Annotated in this window: 14 protein-coding genes; all 14 read left to right on the top strand. The window is 50.9% G+C overall.

All coding sequences use genetic code 11. The features are described 5' to 3' along the window. Window positions 1-27 precede the first annotated feature (27 nt). The 14 genes from IC235_RS00795 (at window position 28) to IC235_RS00730 (ending at window position 15,523) form a co-directional block, all read left to right on the top strand. Window positions 28-1,008, top strand: coding sequence for an NAD-dependent epimerase/dehydratase family protein (locus IC235_RS00795; protein WP_191003251.1), 981 nt, complete (start codon window positions 28-30; stop codon window positions 1,006-1,008). Between the two features lie 9 nt (window positions 1,009-1,017). Then, on the top strand, window positions 1,018-2,244 hold the full coding sequence (locus tag IC235_RS00790) for a glycosyltransferase family 4 protein (RefSeq protein WP_191003250.1): 1,227 nt from the start codon (window positions 1,018-1,020) through the stop codon (window positions 2,242-2,244). 82 nt (window positions 2,245-2,326) lie between these two features. Next, window positions 2,327-3,427 carry a DegT/DnrJ/EryC1/StrS family aminotransferase gene (locus IC235_RS00785; RefSeq protein ID WP_191003249.1) on the top strand — a complete coding sequence of 367 codons (1,101 nt, stop codon included), beginning with the start codon at window positions 2,327-2,329 and terminating at the stop codon, window positions 3,425-3,427. 379 nt (window positions 3,428-3,806) lie between these two features. Then, entirely contained in the window at window positions 3,807-4,217 is a 411-nt protein-coding gene (locus tag IC235_RS00780) for a sugar 3,4-ketoisomerase (protein ID WP_191003248.1), read from the top strand. Beyond that, window positions 4,204-4,959, top strand: coding sequence for an N-acetyltransferase (locus IC235_RS00775; protein ID WP_191003247.1), 756 nt, complete (start codon window positions 4,204-4,206; stop codon window positions 4,957-4,959). The genes IC235_RS00780 and IC235_RS00775 overlap by 14 nt, the downstream gene beginning before the upstream one ends. 14 nt (window positions 4,960-4,973) lie before the next feature. Further along, window positions 4,974-5,552, top strand: a complete 579-nt coding sequence (locus IC235_RS00770; RefSeq protein ID WP_191003246.1) for an acyltransferase — start codon at window positions 4,974-4,976, stop codon at window positions 5,550-5,552. Window positions 5,553-5,556: 4 nt separating this feature from the next. Next, window positions 5,557-6,543 (top strand): glycosyltransferase, encoded by a 987-nt coding sequence (locus IC235_RS00765; RefSeq protein ID WP_191003245.1) that lies wholly within the window; start codon window positions 5,557-5,559, stop codon window positions 6,541-6,543. A 38-nt stretch (window positions 6,544-6,581) separates the two neighbouring features. Continuing rightward, a complete protein-coding gene (locus IC235_RS00760; RefSeq protein WP_191003244.1) occupies window positions 6,582-8,129 on the top strand; it encodes a lipopolysaccharide biosynthesis protein in 1,548 nt (515 codons plus the stop codon). Window positions 8,130-8,242: 113 nt separating this feature from the next. Further along, a complete protein-coding gene (locus IC235_RS00755) occupies window positions 8,243-8,395 on the top strand; it encodes a hypothetical protein (RefSeq protein WP_191003243.1) in 153 nt (50 codons plus the stop codon). Window positions 8,396-9,065: 670 nt separating this feature from the next. Continuing rightward, window positions 9,066-10,241: a glycosyltransferase family 61 protein gene (locus IC235_RS00750; RefSeq protein ID WP_191003242.1), complete on the top strand. Its 1,176-nt coding sequence runs from the start codon at window positions 9,066-9,068 to the stop codon at window positions 10,239-10,241. A 166-nt stretch (window positions 10,242-10,407) separates the two neighbouring features. Further along, window positions 10,408-11,610: a glycosyltransferase family 4 protein gene (locus IC235_RS00745; RefSeq protein WP_191003241.1), complete on the top strand. Its 1,203-nt coding sequence runs from the start codon at window positions 10,408-10,410 to the stop codon at window positions 11,608-11,610. Between the two features lie 169 nt (window positions 11,611-11,779). Then, window positions 11,780-13,060 carry a glycosyltransferase gene (locus IC235_RS00740; protein WP_191003240.1) on the top strand — a complete coding sequence of 427 codons (1,281 nt, stop codon included), beginning with the start codon at window positions 11,780-11,782 and terminating at the stop codon, window positions 13,058-13,060. Between the two features lie 131 nt (window positions 13,061-13,191). Continuing rightward, on the top strand, window positions 13,192-14,370 hold the full coding sequence (locus IC235_RS00735) for an acyltransferase family protein (RefSeq protein WP_191003239.1): 1,179 nt from the start codon (window positions 13,192-13,194) through the stop codon (window positions 14,368-14,370). After that, the gene (locus IC235_RS00730; RefSeq protein WP_394355235.1) at window positions 14,348-15,523 is read left to right on the top strand and encodes a glycosyltransferase family 4 protein; all 1,176 of its coding nucleotides are present in this window, start codon (window positions 14,348-14,350) and stop codon (window positions 15,521-15,523) included. Before IC235_RS00735 ends, IC235_RS00730 begins: the two co-directional genes overlap by 23 nt. The last annotated feature ends 15 nt before the right edge of the window (window positions 15,524-15,538 follow it).

Raw genomic sequence — 15,538 nt, 5'->3', positions numbered from 1 at the left:
TCTGGGTTTTTGGTCATAGCGTATTCAATGATTGTTCAATCGGCTCGTCAACTTATTACCTGTGTTATCGGTGGCACCGGGTTCATCGGTCAGGCCGTCGTACAAGAGCTGCTAGTGCAAGGCCGCCGGGTACTGGTGCTGGGGCGCCGGCAGGTTCTACAGGAAGCGCTACCCCCAGGTGTGCAGTACGTAGTGAACGATGGAAGCGACGAGCTGCTGCGTCGAGTGTTGCAGCAGACCGATGAAATAGTAGACCTGGCTTACGCTACGGTGCCACAAACCAGTTTTCAGGACCCGGTCAACGACATTCTGACTAATCTACCATCTACCGTTCGGCTTTTCGAGCTAGCGGCCCAGGCTTCGCTTAGCAAATTTGTTTGGATATCGTCGGGCGGTACCGTCTATGGTCATTCCGCAGTTGCTTACCAGAGCGAAGAACACCCAACCAATCCGGTCTCGCCGTATGGCATCACCAAACTTGCCATTGAGAAATACGCCCGCCTTTTTTACGAAACCTGTGGCTTGCCCGTAGTGTGCGTACGGCCATCCAACGCATTCGGCGAAGGGCAGCGCGCTTACTCCGGCCAGGGTTTTATTGGTACGGCCATTGCTTCAATCCTCGATGGCAAGGTGCTGAGCTTGTATGGGGAGAAGGGCACCGTGCGCGACTACCTGCACGTGTACGACATGGCCCGCGGCATCGTAGCCGCCTTATTACGGGGCCAGCCTGGTGAAGTCTACAACGTCGGCAGCGGGCAGGGACTTAACAACCGGCAAGTGCTTGATGCTTTGGCCCCGCTGGCCGCGGCCGCGGGCGCAGCAGTCCAGGTACAGATCCTGCCCGAGCGTTCCTTCGACGTGCCCCTCAACGTGCTTGATAGTCGTAAGCTAACGGCCCATACTGGCTGGACGCCGACCATGGAATTCCCGGTTGCGCTAGCGAAAACCTGGGAGTGGTGCGTGAGCCAACACCAACTTACGGAGCGGCAACGCCATTTAGCAAACTAGCTCGCACTCATGCCTGCACCAGGATCTATACGCATTGGCTTCATCACCAGCACCGACCCCATGAGCCGGCGGTCGTGGTCGGGGGTACACTACTCCATTTTCAAGGCCCTGGAGCGTAATATAGGGGAAGTAGTAGCGCTGGGACCGGTGCAAATGCGCTGGACCTTTGCCTTGGGAGACCGAGTCAATAACTGGGTGATGAAGCCCTTAACGGGCAAGCGCTACCAGTACGGATGGAGCGTGCTAGTTGCGCGCTGGTACGCCTGGGTATTCGGGCGCAAGCTGGCGGGGCAGCATTTCGACCTGCTGGTGGCCCCAGCTTCGTTCACCGAAATTGCTTACTTGCGCACCGACATTCCCATTGTTTATATCGAAGACTCGACGCTGCATCAGCTTATCGACTTTTACCCAGGGTTGTCCGGGCTCCTGACCGTAAGCAAAGCTGAGCTTAATCATCTGGAGAAGCTGGCGCTCACGCGAGCTAGGCTCGTTTGCTATTCGTCGGAGTGGGCGGCCCATTCGGCCCGGTACGATTACGGCACGCCGGCCGAGAAAATCGTGGTGCTGCCCTTCGGGTCTAATTATCCTACTCCCCCGACCCGGGAAGTGGCTCTGCGTCATGTGCCTGATCCGGATAAGGGGTGTCGGCTGTTTCTACTCGGTGGTGAGTGGGAGCGCAAAGGAGCAGCTATTGCCTACGATACCATGCTCGCTCTAAACGAATTAGGGCTGCAGGCTTCCTTAACGGTAGTAGGATGCGTGCCACCAGCCGCGGAAGCTCATCGCTACCAACACCCTGGGTTCAGGGCTATTCCTTACCTGGATATGGGCAACGACGAAAGCCTGGCCCAGTTGCAGGAGCTGTTTCAAATGGCTGACTTTTTTATTTTGCCCTCGCGGGCTGAGTGCGCGGCTATTGCCTTCGCGGATGCCAATTCCTTTGGCCTACCCGTTGTTACCACTGACGTGGGCGGCATCAGAAGCTTTGTGCTGCCGGATATAACGGGCTTGGTACTGCCTCTGTCGGCGGATGGAGCAGACTTCGCGGCAGCCATCAGCCAGCTCTACCGCAACCCTGCGGCTTACGCCCAAATGCGCGCTGCGGCTCGCCAGCGATACGATGGGGTGCTGAATTGGGATCACTGGGCTAGGCAGCTACAGCGCGAGTTGGCTACGCGGGGAGTATTGGAGATTTCGCAGTTGAGCCCCGGGCTGGCTAGTGGAAGCGTTGCCTAGAATTGCGGCAGTTCTTTCGGTGGTAGCGGTTATCTTTGCGGCCCAGTCTAAGCAGGTGGAAGTCGCTTCAATAAAATAAATTGTGCAAATCCCTTTTCTTTCTTTTACCCCGCAACACCAGCCCATACGAGAAGAAGTGCTGGCTGCTCTAACCCGGGTATACGACGCGCAGTGGTACATACTAGGGCAGGAGGTGGCCAACTTTGAAGCGGCCTATGCCGCATTCAACCAAACGGCTTATTGCGTTGGAGTAGCTAATGGATTGGATGCGCTGCACCTGGCCCTCAAGGCCTTGGGCGTAGGTCCGGGTGATGAGGTAATCGTGCCCTCTAATACGTATATCGCCACTTGGCTGGCAGTGACGCAGGTTGGCGCAACGCCAGTGCCGGTAGAACCCAACGCTGCCACTTTCAACCTCGACCCGGCCCGCGTCGAAGCCGCCATTACGCCCCGTACGCGCGCTATCATGCCCGTGCATCTGTACGGGCAGGCCTGCGAGATGACAGCCCTGATGGCGCTGGCCCAGCGCCACAATCTGCTGGTGGTAGAAGATAATGCCCAGGCGCAAGGAGCCACGGCCGATGGCCAACTGACGGGCAGCTTCGGCCACGCGAACGGTACCAGCTTCTATCCCGGCAAGAACCTTGGGGCCCTCGGCGATGCGGGCGCTATCACCACCAACGACGACGCCTTGAATCAGAAACTTCGCAGCCTGCGCAATTATGGCTCTCAGAAGAAGTACTACAACGAAATAGTGGGCTACAACTCGCGCCTCGACGAGATGCAAGCGGCCGTGCTATCCCTAAAGCTCCAGCACCTGGCTGAGTGGACCCGTCAGCGTCAGGCCGTCGCCGCACTCTACAATCAGCACCTTGCCGGTGTTGGTGATTTGATTTTGCCCACGGTGGCCACTGGCAGCACCCATGTGTACCATTTGTACGTAGTGCGTACGGCCCACCGCCAAGAATTGCAGCAGCACCTAACGAGTCAAGGAATCGGCACGCTGGTGCATTATCCGGTGCCCCCCCACCGCCAGGAGGCTTATGCTGGCTTGACTATGGCGGAAGGCCGGTTTCCCATTGCCGAAGCATTGGCGGCTACTTGCCTCAGCTTGCCCATGTGGCCCGGCATGACCGAGGAGCACGTGGCCGCCGTGGCCAGTGCGATGCGCCATTTTTTCTAAACGGGCCTTTCTAAGTCGGCCAATGTCAGCACCCAGCTTCCTTCTCTACCCCCTGTCTGGATATGATTAGCACTTCCACTGTTTTGGTTTCGCGGCGCTCCGATGCCAAACGGGTGGTGTTGCGGGCTATGAGGCGGCAGCGGCGGCTTTCGCAGCCGGCTGCCAATCAGTTGTTTTTCGAGCAGGAGTTGCGGCTTTTCGTGAAAAGCGCTTGCCAGTCCTCACTGGAAGCTAACCAAATTTGGCCATGACTAACTTTAGCCTTCGTATATATTTCACGCAACTTCTCCGGCGGGGTACCAGCCCCTTCTGCTATGGTGCGGCAAGCGTTGTTGAGTTACCCGTTCTGCCACTTTAGCTTGTTTTATTAGTCATTATCATGAACCAGCCATCGCTCATCGAATTTTCAAAAATTGGGGCGTCGCATTTAGGCTATATATCGGTAGCTCAGAATAGCGACCTGCCCTTTGAAATCAAGCGGGTGTACTGGACCTACTTCACGCCCGACTCTGTAATTCGGGGGCATCACGCGCACCGTAATTTACAACAGCTCATCTTCGCCACTAGCGGCCAAATTGAGTTTACGTTGGAAGACACCTCTGGTACTAAAACGTGCTATAATTTGGATTCGCCCACAGTGGGCTTATTCATCCCCTGCTTTTATTGGCGCACAATCAAGTTCTCGCATAATGCAGTGCTGATGTGCCTGGCCTCGATGGAGTACGACGAGCAGGATTACATCCGCTCTTATGAAGAGTTTAAATCATTGAAGCCAAATGAAATTCAATAATCGCAACGTCCACCTCGGGATGAACGTCCGACTTGGCAACAACGTCCGGATTGGCGATAATACAACCATTTATGATAATGTAGCAATTGGCGACAACACCATTATCGCCAATGATTGTGTAATTGGGGAGCCAAGCTGGGAGTATTACCGGCACGGCGAAAACTACACTCAGCCGGAAACCGTGATTGGTGCCAGCGCACTTATTCGAAGCCACACTATATTGTATGCGGGTAGCAGTTTTGGAGAGAATTTTACTACAGGACATCGGGTTACAATTCGGGAAAATTGTCGTTTTGGCCGCGATTGTCAAGTTGGTACACTTACCAATATTCAGGGAGATGTAACATTTGGGGATTATTGCAAAATGCACAGCAATGTTCTTATTGCAGAATTCTCCACCATTGGGAACCATGTATTTATTTATCCGTTTACTGTTTTTACGAACGATACTCATCCCCCCTCAAATCATTATAAAGGGCCTACCATAGGTGACTATTCTGTTATTACAGTGCATTGCATTATTCTACCAGCCGTTAAAATAGGAACGCATTGCTTGGTAGGAGCTAATTCTGTAGTGAATAAAGATCTTCCTGATTTCAGCTTTGCTGTTGGTAGTCCTGCCAAAATAATGCGAGATGTACGCGAACTAGGGGGTGGAGGTCTATATCCTTGGGTATACAACTTTGAGCGGGGAATGCCTTGGCAAGGGATTGGCTTTGATGTCTGGAGCCAGCAGCAATAATAATATAAGTAATTATGGCTAAAATTCATCCATTAGCGCTCGTAGAAACGGATTTTATCGGACCCGGAACCACCGTCTGGGCATTTGTTCACATTCTACCCGGGGTAGTTATTGGTACTAACTGCAACATCTGTGACCATTGTTTTATCGAAGATGGCGTGCGCGTTGGCAATAATGTGACGATAAAAAGCGGTGTGTATTTATGGAAGGGATTGACCGTGGAGGATAATGTGTTCCTAGGTCCCAATGTAGTGTTTACCAATGATATACGTCCTCGTAGTAAGCGGTATGAAGTAGAGCTGGGCACTACGGTAATCGAGCATGGTGCCTCGATAGGCGCTAACTCCACTATTCTGTCGGGGGTACGCATCGGACGCTTCGCTATGACAGGTATCGGAGCTGTTGTCACCCGTTCGGTACCCGACCATGCGCTCGTATATGGTAATCCAGCCCGGCAACGGGGCTGGGTTGATGAACGCGGTCAAAAGCTAAGCGCCGCCGGGCCAGGCCAGTGGCGCTCCGAGCAGGGCGAGCAATACCAAGAGTCGGCCAATGGCCTGACAAAAATAAATAGCGTTCTTAATAGCATATAAAACTATGTCCCTTGGATCGGCTAATTTATCTAATTTGATTGATCGTGCAGAAGCTATATCGGAATCCCTGCCATTGGTAAGTATAGGAGTTGCTTCCTACAATAACGCTCACTTTATTCGTGAAACGCTAGATAGTATTGCGGCGCTTTCCTATTCTAATAAAGAACTTATTATTGTAGACGATGCTTCCGCCGATGATTCTGTGGTTGTCATTGAGAATTGGTTAGCCGCTCACCCCAGTTTTCCAGCTCGTTTGGTGCGACACACATCCAACTGCGGAATGTGCCAGGTATGCAATCGGATCGTGAGCGAAGCGCAGGGGGAATACGTTTCCATCATCGGCTCCGACGATCTCTATAAGCCCCACATGATAACGGTGTCGGTAGCCGAAATACGCCGCCGCGGCGAGCGCTGTGGAGCCGTGTATGCCGATTGTGAGCTGATCGACAGGCAGGGGACCGTGCTAAGTCCCAGCTTTCTTCAGCATTTCGACTCCCGCTTCGGGCCTAATTATCCCTCCGGCAATTTGCGCGTACCACTGTTGCAAGGCTTCTACCTCCCAGCCCCCACCGTGCTCATGCGGCGGGCCGCCGTGGTGCAAGCTGGGCCCTACGACCAAAGCCTACACGCTGAAGACCTTGATATGTGGTTGCGCCTGTGCTTGAATTGGGAATTTGCCTTCCTGCCATGCGTGGTTTCAGCTTACCGGGTGCACCAGCTATCGGCGACTCAGGTGAACAGGACCGGTCTGAATGAAACCTTTTTTCAAATTTATCGCAAAAGCCGTTTCGCTCCTGGTCCGGAGCAAGCGGCCGCTAAACGTATGCTGGCCGACCACGCCGAATACTATTACGGGAGCCGGGGAGCGGCAGCAACCTCGGTCCTCTGGTATGCTTTCCGTGAAACCTTGCAGCCTAAGGTATTGGCCTTTTGGCTTATGGCCCGACTGGGAGTTAAATACGCTACCCTACGCCAAGTATTGGGCCGATGAGCCGTAAGGCGGGTCAGCTTTCCTTATTATCGCTCTTCATGTCCGAAATTTCACGTACCAAGTCCGCCTTTTGGGGGATCATTTCTACTCAGGCTTTTACCATTATCTCAATGGTAGTGTCTATTGTGAGTACCCCTCTAATGGTGAGGTACCTGGACAAGGATGCCTATGGATTGTCTATTATCTTTTTTCAGATCATTAATTATCTGGCATTATTCGATTTTGGGTTGTCGACGGCTGTGATCCGCAAGCTCGCTCTGCACCGGGGCGACGACGAATATAATCGCTTGATGGTGAATAAAATTATGTCGACAGGCGTATTGGTAGCGGCAGCCTTTGGACTGTTTGTGACCTTGGTCGGCATCGGTTTCGCTCCGTTGTTACCTCGTATTTACAATCTACGGGCTGATCTAGCGGCACCTGCTGTTCCTATCGTTATTACATTAAGCCTGTTGGTAGGCGGGCAATTTGTATTACGCTGTTTGGGAGGGATTTTTTTCGCTCACCACCGTCAGACACTCATCGCCACGCCCATTTTTGTGGTAAATATTCTCACTACAGGTCTGACAATAACTTTATTGTCGCGCGGAGTTGGGCTCTGGGCATTTGTGTACGCCAACGTGTTTCAGTTAGTAGGCAGTCTCACGTGTCAAATAGTGTTACTACATACACATTATTCAAAATTGCGCATTAAAATTCGCTTCTATGATAAGCAGCTTACCGGGTCGATGTTGAGCTATGGATTTTTCATGTTTTTGCACGGACTGGCTACCCAGATAATCTTGTTTACTGACCGGCTTGTTATTGGTAAGGTGTTGTCGTTGAGCTTAGTGACGGTGTTCTCATTGACGGTACGAATTCCAGAAGTTGGCATGAGTTTGCTAGGCCTTGTCACCAGTAACTCACTGCCGGCCATCGCTGAAATTGTTGAGCACGAAGGTTCAGCCCGAACGCGGGTATATTTCAACCGTCTGATGCTGGTCATCGTAACCTTGAGCATGACGGCTTTTTGGCTTATGCTATCACTGGATGAATGGTTTATCCGCTTGTGGGTAGGAAATAGTTTTTTTGCTGGGCAACAGGTATTGACGCTAGCCCTCATTATCATGGTACAGCAAACCATTGCCCGTACCGGAACCTTTTTCCTCAATGCCAAAGGCATTGCCCGTTCTGTAAGTTTTGCGGCTATAGTAGAAGCAGTACTTAATTTGACTCTATCCATTGGTCTGAGCTACCGGTTGGGAATGATTGGCATTCTGCTAGGTACTATTTTAGCGGCTTTGCTTACATCTACTTGGTTTGTGCCCTATCAGCTTAAAAAGCATTTCGATATTTCTCTGATCGATTCCATGATACGACCTGTGGTGTGGCCAGTAATAGGGATAAGTGCAGCAGGGGCAGGGGTATACTTCTTGGTGCAAATCCTTGCTAAGGGGCTGATTTTTAATCCTTGGATTGGATTCTTACTGGCCGGACTGGTTGCCTCGGGGCTATTGGGCGCTTTTGTATGGCTAGTGTACCTGCGTAATCTGTTAGGCGAATATGTACCCATGCGCTTCCGCCGTTATCTTCTTATTAACTCTTAGCTGATTAGCTGGGTCTGGTCGTTTCCCTGTTTCGAAATGCTCATCATTTCTGATAGCCTGAACTGACAGCTTTCTTACCAGGGAGTGTTTGCAGCTAAGGTTGCCCTTCGGGCATGCATGAACACCATAGTTTAGGAACCGGCGGGCTGCGGGAGCGGCTTTCGCCCCTACTGCCCGGCCAGGAATGGTCGCCGGGCACCGCTGTTCAGAACATGCAGTTGTTTGTCGAAGCCGTGCTCTGGCGAGCCCGTTGCGGCGTCTCGTAGCGGGAGTTGCCGGCCGTGCAGTTCGGTCTCTGGCAAAGGGTGTACGCCCGGTTTCGGCTCTGATGCCAAATCTTGGCGTGCGGGCGCACGTACTAGGCCGGGTGCGGGAAATTCCGCTCGCAACTTACTGACTGCTCCTTATTTAACCTCCTGTTTTATTTCAAATGGCCCTCTATAAACGGGTGTTAATTGATAAAGATGTTGCCTAGGGTTAGGGCAGTTCTTTCAATAATAGCGGTTATCTTTGCGGCCCAGTCTAAGCAGGTGTAACTCGCTTGAACAAAATAAATTGTGTAAATCCCTTTTCTTTCCTTTGTCCCGCACCACCAGCCTATGCAAGCAAAAGTGCTGGCTGTTCTAACCCGGGTATATGACGTGCGGTGGTACATACCAGGGCAGGAGGTCGCCAATGTGGCGTTCCTTAGTGCTTAGCCCCCTAGGCATATTCGTCATTATTTCGTGGTGAATGCTGTGTTGCTTGAGCTGAAATAAAGGTGGGGCGCAGATTCGCATTAATCAAGGGTAGAAGCTGAATTTTTCATAAAATCACCCAAATTGAGTTATAAGTAGGCAGTATAGGGATAAGCAGCTTTAAAAAAGATATACGCCTGGCTGATTTGCTTGATAGCCATCGGACTAATTATCACCGGTTCATAAAAAATAGCATCACATGAACTTCAAAGAAAAGCTTCAAAATATTAGACACATCTTGTATCGATTTAAGTCTAGTATACTGCATAATTCAGGTGTAGGAAAAGCTTTACGGCAGGCTTTGTGGAAAGTGGCAGATGAGTCTGATGGGTTAAAGATGATAGTAGATATACCTCAGACTGGGTTTTTATATCATACGTTGAATCATATTGCCGACGAGAAAATTCGTGCTATGTTCACCTGGGAGAATAAAACTTATTGTAAACAATACGATAGAGTATTTGAGGTTCGCGCGCCAATTATTATTGAACCAAGCCACAGCCTGGCCTTCACGGCAATTAACCGCAGGTTCGTAGTCCAGACTCGAAGTAAAGCGCACGAGTATCTAGTGCCAAGCATTTTTAAGTATACCCTGCACAGATTAATAAAAAATTCTTATACCTATTATCCGGTACTGATCCATTTTGATGGTTTTATCGGACGAAATATCTACCATTTTGTTGATGAATCAATAAATCCTTTATTGTACCTGCTTCGTACTAATTTACTTGGCTTGAATATACCTTTACTTATTAATGAAAATGTGCACAGGCTGCCCTACGTGCAATATATACTATCTCTGCCTGAGTTTAGTAATTTGGTTTGGGTTGTACAGAAACCAGGTGAATGGATTAAAACTGACTGCTTATATAAGTGCATCACAGAGTTTGATGGCTGGAAAGATGCTTACAACTTTTTTTCTAAGCACACTAATAAGAATCCGCATAGACGTGTTTTCCTGAATCGGAAGCCACGGTTTCAGCGACGTTTAATTAATAATGAAGCGATAGAAGCTATTGTGCGGGAACAAGGCTTTGAAGTAATTTACGCCGAAGATTTAACCTATGCGCAGCAAGTCGCTCTTTTTGCCGAGGTGAAGTATTTTGTGAGCATGCATGGTGGTGGTGTTACCAACCTTATTCATAGCGACTTGAGCCAAATTGGTGTCATTGAGATTTTTGCGGAGGGGTTAGTCCATCCTCATTATTATTGGCTCCTGGAGGCTTTGCAAGTTCATTATTACGATGCAGTAATGGGCTCTGAACTAGATGTAAACTGGAATTACAGTGTTGATGAAGGAGTGTTTAAAGATCGGCTTACTGCTATGCTACAAGAAGATAACAGTAGTGCCAAATCGAGTAGGGGGCTGGCGTGAATAGTTGGTCAGAGCTACTCCGAGTGAATGGTAATATTTCTTCGGAATTCTTACGCAAGATGCAAGAAGGGTTAGGATAAGATTGATTACTCCGTTTATTCAAGCAGTGCTTAACTGCATAAGCATTCTATTACCACCATCTAACGCCTCAACCTGTCAGTAAGTAATGAACATTTTAGTTGCGGTTGAGGATCTGCGCACAGGCGGGGCCCAGACTTTTGCTCTTCGTTTGGCTCAGGCGCTGCACATTGCTGGCCATCAGGTGCACCTTTACGATCACTACGCCCATCTTGTAAACACAGACCTGGTGCGGCAATTAGTTCCTAACGTTACTGTTATTTCCTATGGCGCCAGTTCACCAGTTCAAGACTGGTTGTTGCGCAAAATAGAAGGGCTCGGGCGCCGGCTGGGGCGTACAGTTTCGCTGCGTGAGAACAAACTTATTGCCCATTTACGTAAGGTTATTCGGGATTTACAGCCTGATGTTGTAAATAGCCATACGATCAAAGCCGATTATGCGGCAGCAAAAGCATTAGAGGGCTTAAGCGTTCCGCTTGTCATTACTATGCACGGTTGTTATGAATTATTTCTACATAAGGCTGATTCAGCCGAGACAGTCGTAAAAGGTAGTTACGCCCTGCAACAAGCAAAGGCTGTAGTATATCTTACTGCAAAGAATTTAGAGATCTTTAACCGCACGGGAGTAAGACCCCTAAGCTCCTTGTTGCATCAACAAATCTATAATGGTTTTGATGGGTCCTTTTCAGTAGATAGATCGCAGCACACCCGCGCAGCGCTAGGTATTGAGAATGATGCTAAAGTGTTTGGAATGGTAGCGCGCGGCATCCCGGAAAAAGGGTGGAAGCATGCTATAAATTCGTTTTTAGCACTGGTGACAGATTTTCCGAAGATCCACCTTGTGCTGGTAGGGGAGAGCGACTATCTCACAAAGTTGAAAACTGAGTACCCGCATTCGCACTTGCACTTCACCGGGTTTTCTCGTAATCCAATTGATTGGGTAGATCTATTCGACGTTGGCCTTTTACCCAGCTACTTTCACGCCGAAAGCCTGCCTAATTCCGTGGCCGAGTATTTGTCGTGTGGCAAGCCTGTAATTGCTAGCCGCATTGGTGAAGTGCCAGCCATGCTTGAATCGGTGGAAGGGCCGGCCGGGGTAATTCTTGATCAAGCTAATTGGCAACTCTCAGATCCCAATCAATTAACAGAAGCAATGCGGGCCTATTTAATTAACCCCGCACTCCTAGCTGAGCACAAGCGGCGAGCGGTATTAGCTTTCGAGAAATTTCGCATGCAACACTGCTTAGCGGCGTATGAAAACTTGTTTGCGCGAGTTAAAGCGGGCAAATAACGAGCCGGGGGAGTGGCTTAGGTGCGCAGAGCGCCACTCATACCATGAGTCGGGTATGGTCCTTTCACCGTATTAATAATGGCTCTGGCTGGCTCATGCTTTTTAACTCTCAAGCAGCCTGTGATGCGGATAGCATCCTGAAAGCATTACAATATTATTTCCTGTTGCGATGCCCTCTAACAATATCGATTCTTCGCCTGTCGGCAAAGCAGCCAATAACCTGCTACTTCTTATTCCTAACCTGGGTCTAGGGGGAGCGCAGCGGGTGTTTCACGACCACAGCGTGGAACTTGCTAAAACCTATGCCGTAACCGAGGCGGTATTCAACCTGGAGGGCGGCGACCTGTACCCCAGCGGCAACCCCGTAGTGAGCTTGGAGGTTGAGGGAGGGGGAGGGGTGCTAACCAAGCTGCGAAACTTCAGGCGCCGCATCAGCGGATTGCGGCGCCTGCGCGAGCGGCTGCGCCCACTAGCGTGCGTTAGCCACCTCGAAGGAGCTGATTACGTGAACCTGCTGAGCGGCGGGCCTGGCAAAACCATCCTGTGCGTGCACGGCTCGAAGCTGCACGATGCCAATATCCGTGGCCCTATTGGGTGGCTGCGCAAAAAGGTGCTCATCCCTACCCTCTACAACCGCGCCGACCGCATTGTGACGGTGAGCCGCGACATCATTCCCGAACTTATCACCGGCTTTGGTGTGAAGCCCGAGAAGCTGCTCACAATTAATAATTTTTTTGAAGTAGCCCAAATCGAGGCCAAAAGTCAGGAGCCACTGTCAGAAGCCGAGGCGGCGGTATACGCCGAGTCACCGATACTAGTGACGTCTGGTCGACTAACGCAACAAAAGAATCAACGTCCTTTGCTGGCTGCTTTTGCCGCTTTACTGCGGCGCCGACCAGCTAAGCTGGTCTTCATTGGCGACGGGGAGTTGCGCGACGCACTCGTTACTCATGCGCGCGAACTGGGCTTGCGTGTGTACGCCGCCTGGGAGACTTCCGCCCCGCCCACAGTGGATAGAGACGTGTATTTCTTAGGGCTTCAGCAAAATCCGTTTAAGTACTTGCGGCCCGCTGCGGCATTCGTGTTCCCCTCTGCATGGGAGGGCTTCCCGATGGCATTAGGTGAGGCAATGGTTTGTGGCCTGCCAGTGCTAAGCGCCGACTGCCCGACGGGGCCCCGGGAGATGCTTGCCCCGGCTACCGCAACTCCTGCCACTCCATTACGTCACGCGGAGCGTGGAGCATATGGCATCTTATTGCCCATGCTCACTCAGCCCAGCACGCTGGTTGCGGATCAGGCCGTGTGGACCGATGCTATGGATGCAGTACTTACGGATCCTGCGGTGCGTAGTCGACTTGGTGAGTTGGCGCGCGAGCGTATGCAAGACTTTACCCGGGAACGTATTTTCAACCAGTGGCTCAAATTATTTGAGGAAGTGTCTGCTGGTTAACCTTACCTTTTACGAGTTGGTGATGAACCTTGTAATTTAGCTGCCGGCTCTATGCAGCAAGGTTCAAGCTTGGCAGGAAGACCTGGTATTGATCGAGATTTTTTTAGCTTTTTTAGAGACGCAAGTATTGAATGGCATCAGACAAAACCAGTGTAGTACAAGAGCACTCAGTTTCTGCAAAAGCAAGTGTAAGTCGTATCTTCTTTCCTAACTTAGATGGATTACGCTTTCTGGCATTTTTTGGAGTGTTTTTGTTTCACTCATTTTATACCAATAGTGAATCGATAAAATCTTCGCTTCTCTACCATATACCTTATGCTATTACCAGGGTAGGCTACTTGGGGGTTAATTTTTTTTTCGTCTTAAGTGGATTCCTGATTACGTATTTACTACTTAGTGAGCGGCACGTATATGGCAAGATCCATGTTATTGCCTTCTACTTGCGCCGAATACTGCGCATCTGGCCTCTTTACTATGTTGTTGTAGTTCTTGGCTTTGTACTTTACCCTTGGTTGAAGCAGCATTTTGGAGAAGCAGGTTTCCATGAAACAGCAAAAGCCTGGTACTATGTCTTCTTCCTGGGTAACTTCAATAGCATCTATAATGGAGGTGCTACCCCAACGCTTGAGTTGCTTTGGTCGGTATCAATCGAAGAGCAGTTCTACCTGGTGTGGCCGTTGCTGGTTGCCGCTGTTCCAGCGCCGAGAATGGGTTGGCTATTTGCCGGTGTATTAGTGCTTAGTATCGCTTTTCGCTTAGGAAATCTCTACGATCATAAGGTTCTCGATCTGCATACATTTAGCGTTATTGGCGACATGGCCTTGGGTGGGGGGGCCGCCTGGCTCTGCTTTCGAGATGATCGACTAACCGCATGGATTGCCCAAATGCCTCGCTGGATGATTGGGGTAGGTTATCTAGCAGGAATTACGCTGATTTATAGCCAAAGTGCATTGGGTAATCTGCCTTGGTATCTTGCCATTGAACGCTTGGTTCTAGGGATGTTTTTTGCTTTTGTGCTATTAGAGCAGAACTACGCCAAGAACTCTATTATTAAAATGTCTAAGCTACGTTTCCCCACTTATTGGGGCACTTACACGTATGGGCTTTATTGTTTACACTACCTGGCGCTTTTAGCAGCAATACAGTTACTAAAACGTTTGGATCTTAATAACTCGGCGTTGGGAGTAGTGCTTGGCGATAATTTAGTAGGATTACTGCTGGCACTTGTAATCAGTTGGATCAGCTTTAACTACTACGAGAAGTTGTTTCTCAAATTGAAAAATAGATTTGCATTTATCACCCGAAATTAATTCATCGCCGCAAGGAGCTAAGGTACTGATCGTCGATAATTCGCGGGCGGTAACTGGTGCCCTTAATGCCATGCGCCATGCCACTGGCCCGTTGCGCGAAGCAGGATTGCGCTTTGAGTATGTACTACCTACGGGCAGCACTGGCCGCAGTCTGCTGGAAGCTGACGGGTATCAGGTACATGATTTACCCTTTGTGGAAATGAGCCGACGGAAGGCGGATTTGCTGCGATACCTGCCAATGCTCGTCCTTAATGGCTGGCGTTTGCGGCGACTAGCCCGGCAGCGCGGGGCCAGCCTCCTTCATCTTAACGATTTTTATAACCTTACCGGTTATGTGGCCCGCTGGCTCAGCCTGGGCCGGCTGAAGGTGGTGACGCACGTGCGATTTTTGCCGCAAACGCAGATGCAGCCGCTGGCTCGTAGCTGGCGGTGGCTGGCCGAGCATGCCTCCGAGCGGGTAGTATGCGTTTCGGAGGCGGTACGGGCCTATTTCGCGGCCGATCATGCGCGGGTGTGTACCGTATACGACCCGCTGCCGGCCGCTGGGGAGCAGTGGCCGCCCTATGCGGTAGCGGGGGAGCCCGGCGCTCCGGTTCGGCTCCTTTACTTCAGCAACTACATTCGGGGCAAAGGCCAAAACTTTGCCTTGGCGGCTTTTCAACTGGCGTACGCGCGTAACCCCGACTTGCGATTACACTTCGTGGGGGGAGACATGGGCATGGCTAAGAACCAAGCGTTTCGGCAGGAGCTGGAATCGGCTGTTCAAGCGGCGGGCTTGGGCGCAGTGGTGCATTTTGATGGGTTCGCGGCCGATACCGAAGCTGCCATGAAAGCGCACGACATCGTGCTCAACTTTTCCGAAGCCGAATCGTTTTCCCTGACTTGTCTCGACGCGTTATACTACGGCATTCCGCTCATTGCCAGCGACTGCGGGGGACCCGCCGAGTTGTTCGAGCATGGCAGGTCGGGCTGGCTGGTGCCGAATCGCGATGTGCCGGCTATGGCCGAGGCCATGATTCGGCTAGCGGCTGATGAGGCGTTGCGGCGGCAGTTCTCGGCCGCGAGCCGCCTTTTTGTTCGCCAGAAGTTTGCCCCCGCGCGTACGTATGAGCTGCTGGGAGCTTGCTACCGCCGGGTTCTTGCTCTTGAATAAAGGTTCGTGCTTTGG

The organism is Hymenobacter montanus (genome assembly GCF_014699115.1).
GTDB classification, from domain to species: Bacteria; Bacteroidota; Bacteroidia; order Cytophagales; family Hymenobacteraceae; genus Hymenobacter; species Hymenobacter montanus.
This window is presented reverse-complemented; position numbering and strand designations above follow the sequence as displayed.